Genomic DNA, 21,145 nt, shown 5'->3' with positions numbered 1-21,145 from the left:
TAATGCGTGAAGCAGGTAGGTAAATGTTATCAACTTGTTTATTTAAGTTAGTTTGAAGGTGGGTTTTGCGCTTGCCAGTCACGATACTTTTGCCTGTATTCGTCCCACACGCAAGGGCAGCAGCTACCTCCACCGCAACATTCATCAGGCTTAGGTTTTTGGGGTTTAGGGATGGCTACTTTTGGTTTGTTTTGCATAGAAATGAGTTTATAAGCACTGATATGGTGCAAAAGCATAAAGTATAGGGCGTATTAAGTAAATTATTCTTGTGTAAAACCCTTTATGTGTGAAAATACACGCTATGCGATTATATAAAGTTATTCACCGTGCGCCTTGGCGGGTAGTTAAAATTAGTAAAAAGCGCCAACAGCTTCGCTTTCGTCGTGCCATGGTGGCGCTTAAAATTGCGCTCGAGCAAGAAAAGCAAGAAACCATAGAAATGCTCACTATTTATAAGCGTTACACGCAAGGCCAAACCAGCAAAGAAGAGTTAAAACGTGCTAACGAGCAGTTTGTTGATATTTTAAAAGGGCTTGGTCTTGGTATATTTGCCGTACTGCCGTTTGCACCTATTACTATTCCTTTGGTGGTTAAGCTAGGCCATTTAGTAGGTGTTGATGTGTTGCCAAGCTCATTTAACATTAATAAACCCGTCAAAGATCTCGACGCCGAAATTATTAAAGAGGATTTAAAACAACATACTAAAGCACCTAATAAAGAATAAACTAGGTTAAATTAGCTATACCTTTTGGTCACTCTTATTGATATGCTTTGAGATACCATTTTTTATTTTATGAGCTTTTCAATGAGTGCATTACTTCGTCATACTTCTTCTGGTATTCCTTTATCTTTTATTCTCAAAAACGAGTTCACTGACTGGCAATCTCAACAACCGACTTTTATACAAACATGGTTAACTAATAGTGGCTTTGAAAAGCAAGGTTTAGCGCTTGTGCCAGATGCGCAAACCGGTGAGTTAAGCCACGTATATTGTTTATTACAAAGCAAAGATGATTTTTGGGCCGCAGGCGAGCTTGCCAATAAATTACCGCTGGGCACGTATCAAATTCAGGGCGATGATACTTTTGTAGAACAAGTAGCACTCGGTTTTGTGTTAGGCGGCTATGAATTTAGCGAATATAAAGAAAAACCAACTGCCAAGGCACAACTGGCCATCGCCGATGAAGCATTGTATCAACGTATCAAGCAACAAGCCGATGCTATTTATTTGGCGCGTGATTTAGTAAATACACCGGCGGTCGATATGATGCCGCAGCACTTATCGCAAGTAATGGAAGATTTAGCCAACAATTATAATGGCGAGTTTACTCAGTGGATTGGCGATGAGCTACTTGAGCAAAACTACCCAACTATACACATGGTAGGGCGCGCCAGCGAAAACAAACCGCGTTTACTTGATTTAAAATGGGGCGACAAAAACGCACCGCTTATTACCTTAGTCGGTAAAGGGGTATGTTTTGACTCTGGCGGGCTTGATTTAAAACCAAGCACAGGCATGCGTAACATGAAAAAAGACATGGGCGGTGCAGCGCATGTTATTGCATTAGCTCAGTTAATTATGGCGGCTAATTTACCAATTAGATTACGCGTTTTAGTGCCTGCGGTTGAAAACGCGGTATCACGAAATGCATTTCGTCCAGGTGATGTAATTAAAACGCGTAAAGGCATTATGGTAGAAATAGATAATACCGACGCAGAAGGGCGTTTAGTATTGTGTGATGCACTTAGCGAGGCACAAAACGATAACCCTGAACTAATTATTGACTTTGCGACATTAACAGGTGCTTGTCGTGTTGCTTTAGGGACTGAGTTACCGGGCTTTTTCTCAACAGAGCGTGATGTAGCAAATGGGATTATTGATGCAGGTATGGATGTAAACGATCCTGTATGGCAATTGCCTTTATTTGATCAGTACAAAAGCTTTTTAAAGAGCGATGTAGCCGATATGGCTAACTGTGCCAACACACCGTTTGGTGGGGCCATCACCGCAGCGCTTTATTTAAAAGAGTTTGTAGAGCCAACCACTCCATGGGTACATTTTGATGTAATGGCGTGGAATTTACGTGCATTACCTGGTCGCCCAACAGGTGGTGAAGCGTTAGGGATTCGTGCGGTATTTAATTACCTGCAAAGTCGCTTTAAATAAACCTTGTTATACGAGGGTTATACCTCGTATAACTCAAGTGGCAGGTTATCTGGATCGGCAAAAAAGGTGAATTTTTTGCCGGTTATTTCATCCACTCTTATCGCTTCCACTGTTATATTTTGTGACTCTAAATACTGCTTTGCTTGGGCAACGTTTTTAACTTTAAATGCTAGATGCCTTAAGCCCTGCGCTTCTGGGTAGCTTGGTCTTGCAGGGGCTGCGTCAAACGAAAAGAGCTCTATTTGGCTGCCATCAGGCATGGCTAAATCTAACTTATACGAATTACGTGCCGCTCTAAAGTGCTCGTTAATAACGTCAAGTTTAAGTATGTTGCTATAAAAGTGTTTAGAACGAGCGTAGTCACTGCAAATAATAGCAGCATGATGAATACCTAATAGTTCCAAGTTAGTTCCTTAATTTTATTGTCCTTAAAAACAAAAACGCACCAAAAAGTGCGTTTATGTATAGCTTGTTACATGTGTTTTTAGTTTGGCTCAGCTTCCTGGCATGCTTTAACGGCTGGAGCTACAAGCTCAAGGCCTGTTAGCTCACAAGGTGGCAAGGTTGCATCGCTTACTTTGATAGGCGTTACACGCTCGCCCCATTTTATGTAGCTTGCGGCCCATGTTAAACCGGCCCCAAAGGCTGCCGACATAATATTTGAATGTGGCTTGATCAACCCTTGTTCTACGGCCTCACACAATGCAATAGCAATTGTAGCGGCTGAGGTATTACCGTAGTCAGCAATGTTAACCATGACTTTTTCATCCGGCACTTTCAAACGCTGCTGAATCGCTTGGATTATACGTAAGTTAGCTTGGTGCGGGACAAGTACGTTTATGTCATCAAGGCTTAAATTAGCTTGCGTTAATACATCATCACACGCTTCACTCATGCCTTTAACGGCACGTTTGAAAATTTCACGGCCTTCAAAGAGTAAGTCTGATGGACCAATTGGCTCATATTTATTTAAATCACTACCAAAGTTGGTGATGTGTAAAATGTCTCTGTCTTCACTGTCACAACCGGTTTTAGTGCCAAGTAGGCCTGCAGGTGTTTCTGCGGCTTCTAGTACTACGGCGCCAGCGCCATCCCCAAATAATACAGCACTGTCACGGCGTGCCCAGTTTACATACCAAGTCATACGCTCAGCAGCAATAACCACGGCCTTTTTTATCATTCCCGCTTGAATTTGTGCGGTAGCAGCCTGAAGGGCATATAAAAAGCCAGAACACGCAGCATTGGTATCCATCGCTGCAGCGCCCGTAGCGCCAATGTTTTTTTGTACTAAAGAGGCGGTATTGGCCACAACTGTTGAAGGGGTACACGTCGCTAAAATAACTAAATCAATATCCTTTGCATCAATACCAGCACAATCAATGGCGTGTTTAGCTGCAACGGTTGCAAGTTCTGCGGTGCTTACATGGCTAACCCTACGAGATTTAATTCCGGTACGTGTGGTGATCCACTCATCGTTGGTATCAACTATTTCGCTAATTTCATCGTTGCTAATGCTTGCTGGGGGAATGCATTTACCCCAACCTGTGATATGTGCGTAGGCCATAATGTGTTCTCTTAAATGGTGGTCTGACGTGTATTGCTAAAGGATGAGTTATATCAAAAATTGCCCTTTAAGAGAAGTTATTACCCTGTTTTGTCTCTTAAAGTTTAAATTTACTGTAATTTTAAATGCCCGTTGCTGCATTTATAAATATAACCGTTCGAATTTAAAGCAAATAAAGGTATTATTATCTTAGGTCTGTACTGATAAAAGGGAAGTGTATGGGTAATAAAATTAAAGCATCACTATTTAATCACTTAATTGAGTCTGAACGGCAATTATTAGACCCAGAAGTACGCCAATCAAACGATGCATTAAATGCCTTGCTTGATGATGAATTTATTGAGATTTCAGCTAATGGCACCGTATTTGATAAGCAGCACGTACTGACTCGTTTACCTACTGAGGTTGTTCCACAGTTTTATAACCAGCACTTCAAGGGGCGAATGCTAAGCGAAGACATCGCGCAAATTAGTTACCAAGCAGCTTACAGGCGCTCAGCCCGAAGCGAGTTCAACTACTCCTTACGTATGTCGCTTTGGCGCAAAAGTAATGAACAATGGAAAATGGTGTTTCATCAAGGAACACCGTGCGCGCTTTTTACTATATCAATGGATGATTGACTGCTTTTATTAACGTATTAAATTTTATAGGTAAACCGTACCTTGTTTATGCAAACCGACCCGACCATTAGCCGTCTTTTAATGCTGCGAAGTGGTGCCATTGCCGTGCAGCTAATTGCTGTACTAAGCGTGTATTTTTTATTAGAGCATCAAATAGCGTTATTGCCTTTATTAGTGGTAATAGCGTTAGAGGCTATATTTCAATTAGTGAGCGTATTTGCTTATCGCAATGTAAGTCGAGCGCGCCCCGTTGGTATGTTGATGCAACTCACTGCGGATGTGCTGTTTTTAACTATTTTGCTCTCATTAAGTGGCGGCGCAACCAATGCGTTTGTATCGCTATTATTGCTACCTATCATGATTGCAGCGGTAACACTTCGTGAAAAAGGACTCGCTTATATCGCCGTACTGGCAATTGCCGCTTATAGCTTTTTACTCATTAGGATGCCCGATCACAGTATGCATCAAATGAATATGAGCGGGCATTTTATAGGCATGTGGGTTAACTTTGTTTTAAGTGCAAGCGTTATCGCTTTGGTTATTGGTGCTATGAGTAGAGCATTAAAAGAGCGCGAACGCACAATAGCTAAAGCTCGCGAGCAACAACTGCGTAACGAGCAACTGGTGACCCTAGATGGCGCAGCGGCGCAAATTACCCATCAACTAGCCAGTCCTATTGCTAACTTACAGTTACTATTTGAAGAGCTTTTAGAAGAGGAGCCAAATAACCCTGTCGTGGTGCAAATGCAAACGCCGCTTAAGCAGTGTGCGTCGCAGTTAAACGACTTTAGAAAACTCTCTGCTCAGCTTCGTAATAAAAATACCATCGAGGACATTACAGTAAAGCAGCTGCAAACACAGATCACTGATACATTATTACTGCAATACCCAGATCAGCACATTAATTGGTTAAGTGAGCCAATTGCAGCGACCTTAAAAAGTGATGCAATGCTATTACCTGCTATTCTCAATTTGCTACAAAATGCATGCATTGCAAATCAAAAAAATAACCAAACCGAGTTAGAGCTAAGCTGGCAGCAAAATAATCAGCATAGTGAATGTGTATATTTGCTAATTCGTGATTTTGGCAGCGGTTTTAGCCAATCACAATTAGCAGAGCTTGGCGGGCAACTTATGCCTAGCAGCCAAGGTATGGGGCTTGCGGTTTTGCTTTCTAATGTAACGTTTGAGCGCCTAAACGGATCGTTAACTTTGTATAATCATGCTGGTGGTGGGGCGGTTGCTAAAGTAAAATTAGCCACAGTAAATAATGAGCAGTCACATACATGAAATTACTTATAATTGAAGACGATATAAACCTAGCCAGTACACTTGCTCGGCGTTTAACAAAACAAGGCTTTAGATGTGAAGTTGCGCATAATCAAAGTGATGCATTACTAAATGCACATAAACATTTACCAGATTGTATTTTGCTCGATATGAAATTGGGTGACGATAACGGCCTTGCCTTAATTAAGCCACTTCGCAGCTTATTACCGCAGGCGTATATTGTATTACTAACAGGCTTTGCAAGCATAGCCACCGCTGTAGAGGCCATGCGTTTAGGTGCTAACGACTACCTTACTAAACCCGTTGATATGGCCACGCTATTAAAGGCCCTAAACGCAGATTTAAATACACAAAATGTCAGTGATGTTGCCACACCAGTTATGTCTCCAGAGCGTTTAGAGTGGGAGCACATTCAGCAAGTACTGCATAGTAATAATGGTAATGTATCGGCCACAGCGCGGCAACTCAACATGCATAGGCGCACATTGCAGCGTAAGTTACAAAAAAAGCCGGTTCAGCAGTAACCGCTTAGGGGTATAAAATGAGTGATGATGCGGCTACATTAATGCGTAATCAAAAAATTATATTATTCGATGCGCAGTGTAAATTATGTAGTGCGTGGTGTAGTAACGATGCCAATGTCATTTTTAAACTATGCAGCGTGCAATCTCCAAAAGGTGCACTGCTATTAACTCACTTTCGTTTTTCAACCACACAATACGCCTCGATGGTGTACTTACAAAACGGCAAAGTATTCACGCAAAGCCACGCTTTTTTTGAAGTAGTAAAGCAGCTAGGTTACCCCTACAAACTAGCCACTGTATTTAGTGTTTTACCCAATACCTTTAATAATTGGCTGTACGATAAAATTGCTTTAAACCGCTATACCTTATTTGGCAAATATCAGTATTGCAGAGTACCCAACCCAGGTGACGCAAAACATTATTTATAAATTAGTCGTTCACACATTGCAGCATAAGTAGATGCCAGGTTTATGTGGCTGTGCTAAAATCGCCGCGTTTTAAATTATCAGGGCTTTGAAATGGCAAGTACAGCGCACGCACTCCACATATTGGTTAAACACAAAGAAATAGCAGAAGACATTATTAAGCAATTAGGTAAAGGTGCCAAGTTTCAAACCTTAGCTAAAAAATACTCGTCGTGCCCATCGGGTAAAAAAGGTGGTGACCTTGGCGAATTTAGACGCGGGCAAATGGTTCCGCAGTTTGACAAAATAGCCTTTAATGGCGCTATTTTAGAGCCACATTTAGTTAAAACTAAATTCGGCTGGCATGTTATTAAAGTGCTTTATCGTACTTAATAAGCTTGCAAACAAATACTAAAAAGGCTGCACACTGCAGCCTTTAAGATATAACCTTACCCGATTATTAATTATCCAAATTAAACTCAATTGTCATTTCTAAGTTTTTGTCAGGTACAGCAACACCATTAACAACTTTAGGTGAGTATTGCCATTTAGATAGTGCGCGTTTGGCTTCGTTATTAAACACTTGCTCAGGTTTAGCGTTAATAACGTTAATATTATTAGGGCGCCCATAACTATCTACATCATAAGACATGGTAACAAAACCTTCTGTTTTATTACGTACCTCTGCAATAGGGTATTTAGGTGGAACTGTTGATTTTACCGTTGCTGCAGGCCTGTCTTGAAGTGGAGTTGAAGTACAGCCAGTAATGATTAGAGCGGCAATGATAGACAGTAAGTATTTCATTTTAAATCCATTTATTATTTAGTTAGTCCCCTTTTTTACACTAAATGACCAGCTGTGTAAAATAAACCGTTTAGTTATTAAGCTCATGATTTAACCTTAATTAAGATTACTTAATAAACATCCAGACACCTGCGGCAATCATAAACAGGTTTTCAGTCAGAGAGATAAACCCCAGCGGTACATTACTATCTCCGCCAACGCAGGCACACTTAAGCTCTCGTTTGTCTATGTAAACAGCCTTAATCACCGACACGGCGCCAATACCCCCAATAAATAAAGAAATGGGTGCAACAATATAAGCAGAGAGACCCGCAATCATGCCAATACTTACAAATGCTTCTAAAAATGGGTACACATAAGTATATCTCACGACTTTCATTGCAAATAAATCATAGGTTATAAAAGAATTACTAAAGCTGTATAAGTCACGTAATTTTTGTATAGCCAGTACGCCCATTGTTAACGCGACAAACAGCATAATTGTATGCATAGAAAAAAGTGCAAAGCCAGTGGAGTAGCTAAATGCAAAGGCAAGTAATAAGGTAACAGCAAAAATGGCCGTTACGGGAGTGTAAGTAGTACCTTGTTGACCAGGCTCCGATTTATTAAAGTAAGCGCGCAGGTCGTCATACCCGCCAATGCGTTTGTTATCGATAAATGTTTGTGGTGTGGTATCAACATTGTGCTTTTGTTGAAATGCATCGGTTTCTTCGCGCGATGTCAGCGGCTTATCATCTACCTTATAGCCTTTTCGCTTAAGTAAATCTTTTGATTTGAGTCCAAATGGGCAAATATGCTCATTGGTTACCATTCTGTATAATGTTGCTGACTTAGCCATGCTTGCTCCTTATGCGTATTTAATCGCTCGTTAGTCCTTAATAAATAGAGAGTGAATCGCGGTATGAAAGAAGTTAATGGCACATTGTAATATTTACGTGCCCTTTGAAATAAAATAGCGCGCAGCACACTCATTAAGAACACAAAATAGCTAATGCACGTATAGTGCCAGCACTTTTATAAAAGCGCAGAAGGTGAAGTTTGAGTAGCAGAGGGTTTTTGTTAAAAGCTTATAGAAATATCGGCTCACGTAGACAGCAAAGTCATGCTGCACCTTTAAAACCGTATAAGACTGCATTGCGCAGCCTTATATATGTTAAACAGCAGCTTACTTGCTAAACTTCTTGCTTGGCTTCTTCTTCACTAATTTGTTTTAGTGCTTGAATAAATGAATCACTTGGTTGTCCGCCACTGATAGCATATTTATCGTTTATGATAAACGTAGGGACCGAGGTAATACCTAATTGCTTAAAGCGCTCTTGCTCTTGGCGCACTGTTTGTACGTATTTATCTGAGTGCAAAATACTACGCGCCTGTTCTTTATCAAGGCCAACACTTTCTACTACATCAAGCAGTGCGTCTTCTTGATTTAAGTATTTTAAATCGGTGAAGTGCGCTTCAAAAAAGGCGAGTTTTAACTGTGTTTGTTTGCCTTGTTCGCGCGCCCATGTAAGTAAGCGGTGCAAATCAAAGCTATTTATCATGATACGTTTGCCATCAAAATTAAACGTAAAGCCAGCACGCTTTCCAGCTTCAAACATGTTTTTACGATTTTCATCGCCTTGCTCTTCAGTCAGGTTGTACTTTTGCATTAAGTGTTCGTTTAAATCTTGACCCTCAAGTGGCATATCAGGGTTTAGCTCAAAAGGATGCCACGTAATATCTGCACTCATTTCGTCTTTAAGTTGGCCAAGCGCTGTCTCTAGGTTTTTATAACCTATTACGCACCATGGGCACATTACGTCTGACACGATATCAATTTTAAAGTTTTTCATATTCATCCTTTTGCGGATTGCTTGGTATAAAAGGGATATTGGGATGAAGTATGTATTATCAATCCTTAAACTAAAAAGAGCAGCTAATGGCTGCTCTTTATTAAAGGGTTTAAGCGTTAAGCCCAAACGGGTCGTCAATACTATAACTTGGTTGTGTAAACCAATGTGGACCGTTGTCGGTCATATAAAAATGATCTTCTAAACGTACGCCAAACTCATCGGGTATAACTAGCATTGGCTCATTACTAAAACACATGCCAGGGGCAAGTGGGGTTTTATCACCACCAACTAAGTATGGCCATTCATGAATATCTAAGCCAATACCATGACCAGTACGATGTGGGCAGCCGGGTGTTTGATACTGTGGCCCCAATCCTTGAGCCGCTAAATAGTTACGAGCCCCTGCATCAACCTCTTCACACGTAACACCAATCTTGGCTGCATTAAACGCGGCGAGTTGCGCTGCTTTTTCGTGATCCCAAAACATTCGTTGGCGCATTGTTGGTTCGCCATATACATAAGTACGGGTAATATCCGATAGGTAATCGTGTACTTTACAGCCGGTATCAATTAGTACCATATCGCCTTTTTTAAGGACTTGAGGGTCTTTAACACCGTGCGGAAAAGACGTTGCAACACCAAATAAAACAATACAAAAATAGTTACCTGGTGCGCCTACCTTTTGATGCGCTTTTTTTATAAAAGCCTCTACTTCTGTGGTGGTAATACCTTCGTAAAGCATACTTGCGGTTGCTTGATGTACAGCTAAAGTCATGTCCATTGCACATTGCATAAGCGCTAATTCATTTACCGACTTATGCATTCTACAATGTGCAGTAACGCTTTGTGCATTGATTAGATTAAAGCCTTTTTGCGCTTTGTTAATACCGTCAAATATAAAAAACTGCGCGCTTTCATCAATGCCTATAGTGGCGGTGTCGCTTACGTTAAGCTGCTTTAATACATTTACAAAAAGCGAGTAGGGGCTCTCGTGCTCTTGCCAACCATGAATAGGCCCCTCAACCACTTTAAACCCATTTAGGGTGCCAATTTCAAAATACGGGGCAATGTATTGTACTTCACCAATAGCAGGTAAAATGGCACCAACCATGCGCTCACTTGCGTACCATTTCATACCTGTAAAGTAGGTGAGATTAGTGCCTGCATTTAAGTATATGGCATCAATATTATTAGCTTGCATGTATGCTTGTGCTTTAGCAATACGCTGCAAATATTCATCTACTTGTATGGGGGTCACTTTGCATGTCATATTACTTAAACTTGCCAGTGCTTGTTCACTTGTTTGCGTACCAACGCCTACTGTGGCCATAAATGTCTCCTTGGTTTTTAGGCATTGTGTTTAATCTAAAACAGTAATTCAACATTATGCGACGACATACATATTAAGGCTTTTTAGCATAAGGTAAACGAGATAGTTTGTTGCCTGTATGGTAGCTATCAAGCCCCGTCACAGCAACTGTTTCAATAGCCTGTAAATCTAAAAAGCCATCGCTTTGCAAGACAACTTCATCTAAGTAAACATCGGTAATTTCACCTATAACCAGCTCAGTGCCATTTACGGCTAAGTGTTGGTGCTCAACATAATTTACCGCATATTTTAATCGTGACTCTTGCACAAATGGCGCTGTAAAGTCATTTAGGTATTCTGGCGTTAAACCGGTCGCATTGAACTCTGATTCGCCTTTAGGGTAACGGGCCGATGTTTGATGCGCTTGTTTATAAATAGCTTTGTTAACTTGGTTAATGGTGTAGCTACCCGTTTCGATTATGTTTTCGAATGTATGGCGTGGCACACTGTTTGGGCGCATTATCATGCCAACCAGCGGCGGGTGTGCACCAAGGTGAATGACAGAGCTAACAATGGCGAGATTGGTATTGCCTTGCTTATCTTGGGTGCCAATTAAATTGGCGCTTTTATAACCCGAAAGCGAGTTAATTAAATGAGTACGGGTGTGTTTTTCAAGTGCGTTTATTCGCTCTTTAGTAAAATGCATTAAAGTTCCTTACCACGGTATGGTTTCACCTTGCCAGTCTAAATAGGCAGGCGCACCATTGAGTTCTAAATGAGGGTTATTAAATGTAAGTGTAAAAAGCTGTTTTGCCACAAATTCGGTACTAAAAAGCTTACCCGCAGGTACATTTTTTTGAAATGGCTTAGAAAGGGCTGTATCGGTAGTACCTGGATGGAATAATACTAATTTGGTATTTTTGGCGCGCCGTGCAAGCTCAATCGCAGCGGTTTTGAAAAGCATATTTAAAGCAGCTTTGGAGGCGCGATACGTATACCAACCGCCTAACTTGTTGTCGTTAATGCTGCCTACACGCGCACTAAGTGCGGTAATATTGCACTGCGTTTTGTGTGTTAAAAGTGGCAAAATACTTTGCAGGCAAAGCAGAGGGGTTAGCGTGTTTGAGTTTAGAAGTTGGCTGAAATACTCAGCGTCTATATCTTCAAGTTTTTTTTCGGGCATATGAGATGTGCTATGCAGCATACCGTTAAATATAACAACCTGTTCAATTTCAGCGCTTTGCTCTTTTAAGTAAGCACTAACGCGCGCTAGGCAAGGTGTTGTGTAATCAGTTTTAAAATGTACAACACTCCCCTCAAAATCAATACTCTTTGAGCTAACACAAACAATTTGATGAGTGGGTGTATTTATTTGTAGCTGCTCTATATAAGCTTTTGCAATGGCACTACTTGCGCCAAATAATACAATTGTTTTCATTTAGCACCTTTTGATTTAACACGGCATTGTCCGTTGGTGCACTGTGTATTTGGCATTAACAGTCGGCTTAGCGTTTGTCTGTATTTGGCAAAAAGTAAATAACCACAGTCAGCGAAAAAACTAATTATAGGCAAGCGAAAAATTTTCAACCAGGTGTGTTTTCCAACGGTTTTCCATGCGTGATAAGTCACATCTAACCCGTAAATCATTTCACCGGAAAATGTTTGTGCATGTAAATGATTCATTGCTTTATTTTTATCAATATATGAATAGCGGTCACTAAAATCGGGCGCATTTAAATCTTCAAGCTGGATTTTATTGCCGGTGTCAGCCTGTTTTAATTTTGTCATCTCAGTGCTACATAATGGACAATTGCCGTCATAAAAAATGATCATAAAATAACTTAACGTTTATTTTTCATATACTTTTTTACGACATACCATTGCAAATGGATCTATTAAATATGCGCTCATAATGATATTAATAGCATTCCATGAAACAAAGGAGACTGAGAAATGAGTGAACAATATGCCGCCTTGCGAGGAAATGTTAATTTACTAGGGCAGTTATTAGGACAAACTATTAAGGATGCCCAAGGACAAGCGATTTTAGATAAGGTAGAAGAAATTCGTGCTTTATCAAAGTCATCTCGCAGTGGTAACGAAGACGACAGACAAGCGCTAATTGAGGTACTACATGCGCTTAGTGATGAAGAGCTTTTACCGGTTGCCCGTTCATTTAATCATTTTTTAAATTTAGCTAATGTAGCAGAGCAGTTCCACACTGTTTCGCGTTTTAATGATGTTGGCTTTTGCCAACTAAACCCTCTCACTCAAACATTAAAAACGTTAACTGCAAAAGCAAAAGAAGGCCAATTAGACAGTAATCACCTGGCCGAAACACTCTCAAAACTCCACATAAACTTAGTATTAACGGCTCACCCAACCGAGGTGACACGCCGAACAATGATCAACAAACAGGTTGAACTCAGTGAATGTTTAGCATCACTTGAACGCAAAGATAATTTAGAGCAAGAACGCACTGCTATTTTAAACCGTATTGCACAGCTTATTAGCCAAGCGTGGCACACGGACGACATTCGTCGTTCGCGCCCGACGCCAATTGATGAGGCTAAATGGGGCTATGCGGTAATTGAAAATAGCTTGTGGCACGCTGTGCCGCGTTTTTTACGTGAGTTTTCAGAACAAGTAAAAGAGCATTTAAGTTTAGAATTACCCATCGATTACAGCCCTATTGAGTTTACTTCTTGGATGGGGGGAGACCGCGATGGTAACCCATTTGTGACTGCGCAAGTGACTTCTGAAGTACTTGATCACGGTCGCTGGATGGCGCTTAATTTATATATTCAAGACTTAAAAACATTGTGCGCTGAGCTTTCTATGTCTGATGCAAGCGATGAGCTCATTGAACTTGCGGGGCAAGAGTTTGAACCATACCGTGCAGTAATTAAAAAACTTAAAACGCAAGTTGCTGAAACCGTGGCTCATTTAGGCGCTAAAATTAAAAACAAGCGCAGTGATTCACAAGACTTAATTACTGATATTAATCAAATTAAACACCCGATAGAAGTGTGTTACCGCTCATTATTAAAGTGCAACATGAAAGTAGTCGCCGATGGCTTATTACTTGATTTATTGCACCGTATTAATAGCTTTGGACTGCGTTTGGCAAAACTTGATGTACGCCAAGATTCAGACCGTCACAGCGACGTATTTTCAGAGCTAACACGCCACTTAGGCTTAGGTGATTACAACCAATGGCAAGAGCAAGACAAGCAAGCATTTTTGCTTACCGAGCTTAATTCTCGTCGCCCGCTAATCCCTAAAAATTGGCAACCTAGCCCAGAAGTGCAAGAGGTACTCGATACCTTTGATGTTATTGCACAGCAAGATGAAAATACATTTGGCTTATACATTATTTCAATGGCGCGTACTGCCTCTGATATTTTAGCGGTACAACTACTGTTAAAAGAAAGTGGCTGTCAGTTTGATTTACCTGTTGCGCCATTGTTTGAAACACTTGACGATTTAAATGCAGGTAGCGATGTAATTACTACACTGCTTGATAATGTGTGGTACCGCGGGCATATTAAAAATACCCAAAATGTGATGATTGGTTATTCAGATTCTGCCAAAGATGCCGGCATGATGGCTGCAGGTTGGGCGCAGTACGAGGCAATGGATAAATTAGTACAGCTTGCCGATGAGCGTGGCATAGAGCTTGTTTTATTCCATGGTCGTGGTGGTACAGTCGGGCGCGGTGGCGCACCTGCCGCACAGGCACTGCATTCACAACCACCGGGTTCGTTAAAAGGCGGCTTGCGTGTAACTGAGCAGGGCGAGATGATCCGCTTTAAGTTTGGTTTACCCGATGTTGCACTGCAAAGCTTAAATATTTACGCAGGTGCAGTACTGCAAAGTAACTTATTACCACCGCCAGAGCCAAAACCGCAGTGGCGTGAAGTAATGAAGTTAATAAGTGAGCAATCGTGTGAGCACTACCGTAATGTGGTTCGTCATGATGAAAACTTTGTACCTTACTTTAGAATGGCCACTCCCGAGCTTGAGCTGTCTAAATTACCATTAGGCTCACGTCCTGCTAAGCGTAATCCAAATGGCGGCGTTGAAAGCTTACGTGCTATCCCTTGGATTTTTGCATGGAGTCAAAACCGTTTAATGTTACCTGCATGGCTAGGTGCATTAACAGGCTTAAAAGCAGCGCTTGATAAGTATGGCTTAGAAACACTTCATGAAATGAGCTTGCAATGGCCGTTTTTCAGAGCGCGTCTAGAAATGCTAGAAATGGTATTTAGTAAAGCTGATAGCTGGTTAAGTGAGCATTACGATAACGCGCTGGTGGAAGATATGTACAAACCACTGGGTGTGTCACTGCGTAAAGAGCTTGAAGAGGCAATTAGCCTTGTACAGTCTCTTAGTCCTCAAAATAGCTTACTAGCGGACCAACCATGGATAAAGGAATCGATTGCGCTTCGTAATCCGTACACGGATCCGCTTAATGTACTGCAAGTTGAGTTACTACGACGTGCGCGTTCAAGTGAAAAAGGCAGCGAAGGTGACATTGATAACGCCTTAATGATCACTATGACAGGTATTGCTGCAGGTATGCGTAATACAGGTTAATAAGTAATTTTATGACGTGATAGTAAATCACTAATTTAATGTAATCGGTATTTTAAAAGGGAACACGCTGTGTTCCCTTTTTTATTTAATAACCTAAGGATTAACTTTTACGGCCTATATGAGGCTTGATAAGGTGTGGATGCATTGTTTAGCTTTACTGAACGTAAGTCATTAAAATAGCACAGGAGCAGTTATCGAACACGCTAGGCATCAAAGTTTAAGACGCGCATAAAACACATCTAGTCTGAACAAATGTTAACCACAAAGGTCAATAGTCCTAGTAATTCTAACCTTAACCTTTTAAACTACTTGGCCATTAAATAATTATAATATGTTATGGCTTCAGCAACTTTTACTGTGCAACAAGACACAGCCCTTACAAATTCACATATCTCTTTAAGCGTAGCGCAAACTCACGCTTTACGTGGTCAGCTAAAAACCCAACGCGGCATATTAAATTCTAATAATATAAAACAGCTATGTACGCAATTTAATGTATCCGATGATGCGTTATTACAAGGTTTGGTACCGCTTGCCTCAGAATTTTCAGTGGCTCCCGTTTCACACTTTCATGTGGGTGCTATTGTTAAAGCGCTTGATGAGCAAGGCGATGTAAATTTTTATTTTGGTGCTAATGTAGAGTTTGATCATCAAGCACTTAGCTTAGTAGTTCATGCAGAGCAGTCGGCGATTAATAATGCGTGGTTAAATGGCGCTAAAAAAATAGTTAAAATCGCTATAAGTGATGCGCCATGCGGTTACTGTAGACAGTTTATGAATGAACTGGCCGATGCTAAAGAGTTTGATATTTTATTGCCAAAGCAACACTTTAAACTAGCCGATTTATTACCGCATTCATTTGGGCCTACCGATTTAGGTAACGAATTCAGTTTGTTTAATCCTAAGCCTCACCAGCAAACGTTTGCCAATACTGAGCTTGATGAAAAATTAGCATCAATTGCACTTAGTGCATATGTACCCTATAGCCAAAATTTTAGTGCGGTAAAGATTAGTACATTTGAGAATGGTGACTTTTATGGCAGTTACGCAGAAAATGCAGCATACAGCCCAAGCCTTTCGCCACTACAAAGTGCGCTTAGCCAGCTGTTTTTGGCGGGACTTAGTTTTAATGGTAATACGGTTAAATCAATCACCCTGTTAGAAACACAAGGCCGTGAAAACCAAGGGGGAGTAGCGCGTGCTGTACTTGCAAGCTTTGACAACCTACCTGAAATAAAATTGATTAGCGCACCGCTGGGTAACCAGAGTTTAGGTTAAGCTAAAAACAATAAAGCACAGCCATTGCTGTGCTTTATACGTTTAATTAAAGTGCTAAAAAGGATTAGCCTAATAGTACTTTTGCAGCTTCTAATACCACTGCTACAGATTTTTTCTCAATTTCACCGTGGTCAACATTTGGAATTTCTTGACGAGTACGGTTTACCAACACACCGGCAACACACGCAGCTTTAAGGCCAAGGGCTGCACACATGGTAAATAATGTAGCCGACTCCATTTCGTAGTTCATTACGCCTAGGTTTTGCCATTCTTCACAGCTACCTTGTAATGACTTTGGTACATAGCCAGAGTGCGTATCGTAACGCTCTTGACCTGGGTAGAACGTATCGCTTGATGCTGTAATACCAATATGAAAATCAATGTTTAGGTTTTTACATGCTTGCACCATAGCTTGCGTAGCAAAAAAGTCTGATACCGCAGGGTAGCTAAGCGGCGCAAAGTGCTGGCTTGCACCATCTAAACGCACTGATGCTTGGCTTACTAAAATATCACCTTCGTTAATATGTGGCTGAATCGCACCTGTAGTACCAATACGTAAAAAAGTACGTACACCAAGTTGCGCTAATTCTTCTACTGCAATTGATGTAGACGGGCCGCCAATACCGGTTGAACAAATCACTACAGAGTGACCATTCAACTGACCTAAATAAACATGAAACTCACGTGTTTGAGCAAGGCAGGTTGGGTTGTCTAGGAATTGAGAAATGCGTGCAGCACGATCAGGATCGCCCGGGACAATAGCAAGTTGCGCCCCTTTTAAATCGTCAATACATAATCCTAAGTGAAATACCTTTTCCATAACTAAGCCTTTTTATAAAATTTGTTGTCAATCTAGCATCATTGCGACAAATGTAAACTATGTACAGGACGTATGTCCGATGTTGAAAAATACACGTATATGCTGGCTTTATTCATCCACATTGAATATTAAACCATAGACTTAAAGGGTGTTAAAACAAGAGGAGTTGACTTGTTAATTTAGAGTCTATATGTATTGGTTATGGTGATAATTTCAATTTATCAGTATGTGGTTTAAAACGTTTTTAATTGTTTTATAACAAATGGTTATGTATTGATTTTGGCTTTATTTAAACATCGATTTTTCAAGCGTGTATTAATTGCTAGTTCAATAAGTGAGCGCGCAGAGTGTTTTAGGTAATTAAGCCGATAATTTTAATATTTGCATAACTAATCAAAACCGCATGAATAAAAACACAAGTATAGGATTTATTATGAGCACACAATTTGACGCGTTTAAACGTAAAGTAGAGCACTGTTTATGTGCCCCAGGCGACGGTGTATTTACCGTGAATACCGCCAAAGAGCGTAAAGCGGCATTACGTAATAAATTATATGGGCAAAGCGAGAATGTTGATGTTTTGTGGCGAAACTCTTTAACACAGCTGCCTGAGTCTCCTCATAAAGCGGTTATGTTAGGTATTAGCTCAGATTGTGGCGGTGGCATTCTACGTGGAGCAAACTGGGGGCCATTATTTTTGCGCTCTGCGCTGATAGATCAACAACCGCAGTGTCACTCATTCGATTTAGGCGATGTGAGGGTAATTCCTCACTTATTGCACGATAAATACTTAAACGATGCAACCATTTCTAATTGTCAAAAAGCCCTTTACGGTGATGAAAATGATGACTATTACGTAAGCCCGCTTTCAATTACTGAAGACGTGTGCGATAGCTTTTATGCAACGTTTAAAGACAAGGGTATTTTTGGCATTGGTGGCGATCATTCAATTAGCTACCCACTAACTAAAGCGTATTTAAAAGCAAAGCGTGAGCAAGGTAAGCGAACTGCTATAATTCATTTTGACGCACATACTGACTTATTAGTAGAGCGTTTAGGTATAGATTTATGCTTTGGTTCGTGGTGTACACATATTTTAGAATTTTTACCAGCGCCGCATCATTTAATTCAATTTGGTATACGCTCAAGCGGTAAACCAAAAGCGCATTGGGAAAGCACCTTTGGCGTTAAACAGCATTGGGCTGCTGAAATAATAGAACGTGGTGCTAAAGCGGTTGCTGCTGAAACCATTGCACAGTTAAAAGCTGATAACGTAGATGAAGTGTATGTAAGCTTTGATATAGATGCACTTGATGCGGAGTTTGCCTCAGCAACGGGCACACCAGAAGACAATGGCTTAACGCCGCAACACGCTTTGGATATTTTACAAGCCATTGCTGATGAGTTTCCTATTACGGGCGCTGATATGATGGAAATTGCGCCGTTCACCGACAGCTCGTTGGTAGGGCAAGCAAGCTCGGAAACTACATTACGTGAAGGCGCAAAAATCTCAGCGTTTTTAATCGGCGCAATGAATAAATAGTTATAAAAAATCTAGTCCTATCAGCGTATAGGGCTAGATTAAAAACTAGCGGTTCAGCTACTCTCAGCTATAGTTTGTTAATATCTGTTTAGTTTTGAGGCGAAGCTGAATGAAGTTGTATGTACTTTTGTTGTGCTTTGTATGCATAAGGCTCAATGCAGCTGAAATTACAATAGTGACCGAGGTATTCCCCGATTTTCAGTATATTGATGAGAACAATCGGCTAGCAGGGCGTTCTGTAGACAAAGTAAGAAACGCACTTGCCAACACAGATATAAAATACACTATGCTAGCGCAAAGTTGGGCTGTGTCTTATAACGCAGTGTTAAGAGACACAAATACCTGTATATTTTCTATTGTAAGGCTGCCTAAACGCGAAGATAAATTTAGCTGGGTGGCTGAACTTGAAAGTTTTGACTCTGCTATTTATGCGCTCAAATCGCGCAATATTCGTTTAAAAACGCTTAACGATGCTAAACAATATAAAACAGCGGTGCTTAGGGACAATTTTAGCCACCATTATTTGTTAGAGCGTGGCTTCAGTGAGTCTAAAAACTTACTTATAATTGATAGCTTAGACAAAATAGATAAATTAATAAGCACACGGCACGATATTCTCGACTTTGTTATTTTAAGTAAAAAACAATTTAACTACCGAGCACAATTTGAGCCAAAGCTAAAGTTATTAGAACCTATATTAACCCTCAATACACAAAACTCCCCTTTGTACTTTGCCTGTAATAAAAACATGCCACAAAGCCTACAAGATAGACTCTCGCTCGCTTTTGATGAAGCTAAATATAAAAATAAGTAATTGCTAATCAAAGGCTTACTGGTTTTTGTTGTAAAGTCGCAAATATTAATTGCCGCGTTTAAAAAAGCGTCTATAATCAGCTGCTTTTTATTGAAAAAAGCGCTAACTTTTTGGAGCGTTAAATGGGTGATTTGATCGGGATTAGCTTATTGATCTTGATGAGTGCGTTATTTGCTATGTCGGAAATCGCCATTGCAGCGTCGCGTAAAATTAAGCTACGTGTGATGGCCGATGAAGGCAGTGATAACGCGCGTGCAGTATTAAAGTTGCAAGAAAATTCGGGGGCGTTTTTTGCAATGATTCAAATTTCCCTAAACGCCATTGCTATTTTAGGTGGGATTGTTGGTGAGCAAGCTTTATCGCCCTATGTAAAAAATGTATTGATGCTTTTTTATCAAGGCGCCCACCTTGATAAAATCAGTTTTATATTTTCGTTTTTTACTATTACTTCTTTGTTTATCTTATTTGCTGATTTAATGCCGAAGCGCTTAGCTATGATCATGCCCGAAGCAGTTGCAGTGCGTGTGGTAATCATTATGCGTTGGGTTACGTTTGCACTTACACCGTTAGTTATGTTTTTTAATGGTTTAACTAATTGTGTGCTGCGCCTATTTAAAGTACCTGCAGAGCGAGAAGATAGTGTGACTACAGAAGACATTGTGGCGATGATGGAGGCAGGTGCAGAATACGGTAGCTTACAACAGCAAGAGTACGAGCTAATTGGCAATGTGTTTGAACTAGAGGCGCGCTTTTTATCGAGTGTGATGACTCCGCGAGACCAAATAGTGTATTTTGATTTAGATGAAAGCAGCCACGATATAGCCACTAAAATTATTGAAAGCCCCCACAATCATTTTTTAGTGGTATCAGGGAATTTAGATAAATTACGCGGCTCTATTGAGTCAAAAGATATATTACGCCAAGTGCTTAAAGGTGAGCTTGCAACCATTAAACAAGAGCTAGTAGAGACGGATATTTTTTACCTGCCCGAAACTTTGAGCCTATCTGAGGCGTTAAATGCATTCAAAAGTGCCGCTAAACCGTTTGCGGTAGTGGTAAATGAGTATGCGTTATTGGTTGGCATTGTAACTGTAAAAGATTTAATGAAAGGCTTTATGGGCGATTTAATTACCCACCAAGGCGATGAACTTATTGTAAAGCGTGATGATTGCTCATGGTTGGTAGATGGCTTAACCCCCATTACTGATTTAGCAAAAGTATTAGATATTGAAGAGTTTCCTGAGCAAATGCATTATGAAACGGTGGCGGGGTTTTTAATATACACAATGAAGCGTATTCCTAAACGGGCTGAACATGTAAGCTTTAACGGGTTTAAGTTTGAAGTAGTTGATGTTGAGGGGATTAGAGTAGAGCAATTACTGGTGTCCCGAATCAAGAACTAGACCTAAATTTACGTTTAAAGCCAAGCTTAGCTTGGCTTTTTTGTTGCGCGTAGGTAATTAGCGAATCGCTTTTAAGTTTATTTTTCATACTGTTTTATTTAATTTTCATCTAATTAACACCAACTACAACCTATGGCGTAGTTTAATTATGCAACTGTAAGTTAGTGTAAATT

At 40.5% G+C, this 21,145-nt stretch carries 23 protein-coding genes; 12 read left to right on the top strand and 11 right to left on the bottom strand.

The genetic code is table 11. From position 1 onward, the window contains the following. Nucleotides 1-47: 47 nt before the first annotated feature. Entirely contained in the window at nucleotides 48-197 is a 150-nt protein-coding gene (locus AN389_RS20105) for an oxidoreductase-like domain-containing protein (protein ID WP_082430530.1), read from the bottom strand. A 104-nt stretch (nucleotides 198-301) separates the two neighbouring features. Between AN389_RS20105 and AN389_RS02010 the strand changes: the two genes are divergently transcribed. Further along, a complete protein-coding gene (locus tag AN389_RS02010; RefSeq protein WP_055019174.1) occupies nucleotides 302-724 on the top strand; it encodes a hypothetical protein in 423 nt (140 codons plus the stop codon). Between the two features lie 81 nt (nucleotides 725-805). Continuing rightward, nucleotides 806-2,167 (top strand): M17 family metallopeptidase, encoded by a 1,362-nt coding sequence (locus AN389_RS02005; protein WP_055018035.1) that lies wholly within the window; start codon nucleotides 806-808, stop codon nucleotides 2,165-2,167. A gap of 17 nt (nucleotides 2,168-2,184) precedes the next feature. Here AN389_RS02005 and AN389_RS02000 read toward each other — a convergent pair whose 3' ends face one another. Continuing rightward, complete coding sequence (locus tag AN389_RS02000; RefSeq protein WP_055013833.1) at nucleotides 2,185-2,571, bottom strand: VOC family protein; 387 nt, start codon at nucleotides 2,569-2,571, stop codon at nucleotides 2,185-2,187. Between the two features lie 80 nt (nucleotides 2,572-2,651). Continuing rightward, nucleotides 2,652-3,731, bottom strand: coding sequence for a ketoacyl-ACP synthase III (locus AN389_RS01995; RefSeq protein ID WP_055013832.1), 1,080 nt, complete (start codon nucleotides 3,729-3,731; stop codon nucleotides 2,652-2,654). A gap of 218 nt (nucleotides 3,732-3,949) precedes the next feature. Here AN389_RS01995 and AN389_RS01990 point away from each other — a divergent pair, with 218 nt between their 5' ends. From AN389_RS01990 to AN389_RS01970, 5 genes are all read left to right on the top strand, one after another. Continuing rightward, nucleotides 3,950-4,351, top strand: coding sequence for a DUF4440 domain-containing protein (locus tag AN389_RS01990; RefSeq protein WP_055013831.1), 402 nt, complete (start codon nucleotides 3,950-3,952; stop codon nucleotides 4,349-4,351). Nucleotides 4,352-4,399: 48 nt separating this feature from the next. Further along, nucleotides 4,400-5,641 (top strand): ATP-binding protein, encoded by a 1,242-nt coding sequence (locus AN389_RS01985; protein ID WP_200911299.1) that lies wholly within the window; start codon nucleotides 4,400-4,402, stop codon nucleotides 5,639-5,641. Further along, a complete protein-coding gene (locus AN389_RS01980) occupies nucleotides 5,638-6,165 on the top strand; it encodes a response regulator transcription factor (RefSeq protein ID WP_055013829.1) in 528 nt (175 codons plus the stop codon). Before AN389_RS01985 ends, AN389_RS01980 begins: the two co-directional genes overlap by 4 nt. Before the next feature lie 17 nt (nucleotides 6,166-6,182). Continuing rightward, entirely contained in the window at nucleotides 6,183-6,593 is a 411-nt protein-coding gene (locus tag AN389_RS01975) for a thiol-disulfide oxidoreductase DCC family protein (RefSeq protein WP_055019157.1), read from the top strand. Nucleotides 6,594-6,683: 90 nt separating this feature from the next. Further along, complete coding sequence (locus AN389_RS01970; RefSeq protein ID WP_004588770.1) at nucleotides 6,684-6,962, top strand: peptidylprolyl isomerase; 279 nt, start codon at nucleotides 6,684-6,686, stop codon at nucleotides 6,960-6,962. 67 nt (nucleotides 6,963-7,029) lie between these two features. Here the strand turns inward: AN389_RS01970 and AN389_RS01965 are convergent, their stop codons facing one another. The 7 genes from AN389_RS01965 to AN389_RS01935 all read right to left on the bottom strand — a co-directional run bounded on the left by AN389_RS01965 (nucleotide 7,030) and on the right by AN389_RS01935 (nucleotide 12,348). Next, a complete protein-coding gene (locus AN389_RS01965; protein ID WP_055019156.1) occupies nucleotides 7,030-7,374 on the bottom strand; it encodes an energy transducer TonB in 345 nt (114 codons plus the stop codon). Between the two features lie 106 nt (nucleotides 7,375-7,480). Next, nucleotides 7,481-8,212, bottom strand: coding sequence for a MauE/DoxX family redox-associated membrane protein (locus tag AN389_RS01960; protein WP_055019155.1), 732 nt, complete (start codon nucleotides 8,210-8,212; stop codon nucleotides 7,481-7,483). Nucleotides 8,213-8,546: 334 nt separating this feature from the next. Beyond that, nucleotides 8,547-9,206 (bottom strand): DsbA family oxidoreductase, encoded by a 660-nt coding sequence (locus AN389_RS01955; protein WP_055019154.1) that lies wholly within the window; start codon nucleotides 9,204-9,206, stop codon nucleotides 8,547-8,549. Nucleotides 9,207-9,315: 109 nt separating this feature from the next. Further along, nucleotides 9,316-10,536, bottom strand: a complete 1,221-nt coding sequence (locus AN389_RS01950) for a Xaa-Pro peptidase family protein (protein WP_055019153.1) — start codon at nucleotides 10,534-10,536, stop codon at nucleotides 9,316-9,318. Nucleotides 10,537-10,609: 73 nt separating this feature from the next. Next, nucleotides 10,610-11,221 carry a flavin reductase family protein gene (locus tag AN389_RS01945; protein WP_055019152.1) on the bottom strand — a complete coding sequence of 204 codons (612 nt, stop codon included), beginning with the start codon at nucleotides 11,219-11,221 and terminating at the stop codon, nucleotides 10,610-10,612. Nucleotides 11,222-11,230: 9 nt separating this feature from the next. After that, nucleotides 11,231-11,953 (bottom strand): SDR family NAD(P)-dependent oxidoreductase, encoded by a 723-nt coding sequence (locus AN389_RS01940; RefSeq protein ID WP_055018026.1) that lies wholly within the window; start codon nucleotides 11,951-11,953, stop codon nucleotides 11,231-11,233. Continuing rightward, a complete protein-coding gene (locus tag AN389_RS01935; RefSeq protein WP_055019151.1) occupies nucleotides 11,950-12,348 on the bottom strand; it encodes a thiol-disulfide oxidoreductase DCC family protein in 399 nt (132 codons plus the stop codon). The genes AN389_RS01940 and AN389_RS01935 overlap by 4 nt, the downstream gene beginning before the upstream one ends. A gap of 120 nt (nucleotides 12,349-12,468) precedes the next feature. Here AN389_RS01935 and ppc point away from each other — a divergent pair, with 120 nt between their 5' ends. Next, nucleotides 12,469-15,114 (top strand): phosphoenolpyruvate carboxylase, encoded by a 2,646-nt coding sequence (gene ppc / locus AN389_RS01930; protein ID WP_055018025.1) that lies wholly within the window; start codon nucleotides 12,469-12,471, stop codon nucleotides 15,112-15,114. A 336-nt stretch (nucleotides 15,115-15,450) separates the two neighbouring features. Next, nucleotides 15,451-16,392, top strand: a complete 942-nt coding sequence (cdd, locus tag AN389_RS01925) for a cytidine deaminase (RefSeq protein WP_055013819.1) — start codon at nucleotides 15,451-15,453, stop codon at nucleotides 16,390-16,392. Nucleotides 16,393-16,456: 64 nt separating this feature from the next. Here cdd and udp read toward each other — a convergent pair whose 3' ends face one another. Beyond that, entirely contained in the window at nucleotides 16,457-17,212 is a 756-nt protein-coding gene (gene udp, locus AN389_RS01920; protein WP_055013818.1) for a uridine phosphorylase, read from the bottom strand. Nucleotides 17,213-17,645: 433 nt separating this feature from the next. On the opposite strand from udp, the gene AN389_RS01915 reads away from it, so the two are divergent. The 3 genes from AN389_RS01915 (at nucleotide 17,646) to AN389_RS01905 (ending at nucleotide 20,972) form a co-directional block, all read left to right on the top strand. Beyond that, nucleotides 17,646-18,755, top strand: coding sequence for an arginase family protein (locus tag AN389_RS01915; RefSeq protein WP_055013817.1), 1,110 nt, complete (start codon nucleotides 17,646-17,648; stop codon nucleotides 18,753-18,755). 109 nt (nucleotides 18,756-18,864) lie between these two features. Then, complete coding sequence (locus AN389_RS01910) at nucleotides 18,865-19,569, top strand: ABC transporter substrate-binding protein (RefSeq protein ID WP_055013816.1); 705 nt, start codon at nucleotides 18,865-18,867, stop codon at nucleotides 19,567-19,569. A 122-nt stretch (nucleotides 19,570-19,691) separates the two neighbouring features. Next, on the top strand, nucleotides 19,692-20,972 hold the full coding sequence (locus tag AN389_RS01905; protein WP_055019150.1) for a hemolysin family protein: 1,281 nt from the start codon (nucleotides 19,692-19,694) through the stop codon (nucleotides 20,970-20,972). The last annotated feature ends 173 nt before the right edge of the window (nucleotides 20,973-21,145 follow it).

The sequence above is a fragment of the Pseudoalteromonas sp. P1-7a genome, assembly GCF_001401855.1.
Lineage (GTDB): Bacteria > Pseudomonadota > Gammaproteobacteria > Enterobacterales > Alteromonadaceae > Pseudoalteromonas.
This window is presented reverse-complemented; position numbering and strand designations above follow the sequence as displayed.